This window comes from Allobosea sp. 01N443 (assembly GCF_056399325.1).
In genome coordinates this window covers 1-779 of the sequence record NZ_JBFTRC010000407.1, presented here as the reverse complement: position 1 = coordinate 779, position 779 = coordinate 1, and the positions used below count along the sequence as shown (strand labels likewise).

Genomic DNA, 779 nt, shown 5'->3' with positions numbered 1-779 from the left:
CTATTAGGGAGGATCATATAGGTGTCGTCCCGCGTCAGCAGCCGAGTCGTGCGCCACCCGATCTCGATCACCCTTCCTCTCGTGGCGTCGTCGATCGCGACCCAGTCGCCGATCCGGTAAGGCGCCTCGATGCCGACCGCGATGCCGGAGAAGACATCCGCCAGCGCATTGCGGAGAGCGAAGCCCAGGAGTGCGATCACGAGCCCGGAGCCGGCAAGCGCTCCACTCAGCGATTGCCCGATCACCAGCATCAGTGCAGCGACACCAGCTGCGATGAAGAGCCCCGCGGTCACGAGCTCGACCAGAAGCTTCGGGACCTGGCGCTTCCTGGGTCCGCTGCGCTCAAGCGCCAGACCAGCCAGGCGTCCACCAAGCCAGGCAGCCGAAAAATAGCTCGCGCTGCCGGACAGGATCCGGATTGTCCTGGCCTCGATGCCCAGTTGGAACGCATCGAGCGCCGGCTGATGCAGCACATACAAGGCGATACTCGCCATAGCGCTGAGCAGCGGCCAGATCGTGCGCTGATAGGCGTGCGTCTGACTCATGACTCGCCCGTCCAATGGCGCTTCGATGCTTGCGCGCCCGGGATGCTGAACAACCAATCCGCCCCACTCGGTGGCTTGCCATGTGTGGCGGCCTGGAGTGGCCAGAGGCAATATACGCAGCATAGCGCTGCTTGGGGCGCCCGCCACTCAAAATGGCCGCAGCGCAGTATTTGGAATCCATTCGTCATTCGTCATATCTCCACGCGCGCAAGATCATCGCGCGCTCACACAGAA

At 63.2% G+C, this 779-nt stretch carries 1 protein-coding gene; it reads right to left on the bottom strand.

All coding sequences use genetic code 11. The annotated features are described in order from the left end of the window. Nucleotides 1-545, bottom strand: a 545-nt coding sequence (locus AC1DRP_RS36715) for a mechanosensitive ion channel family protein (protein WP_476771160.1), incomplete at its 3' end; no start/stop codon positions are given. Nucleotides 546-779 lie beyond the last annotated feature (234 nt).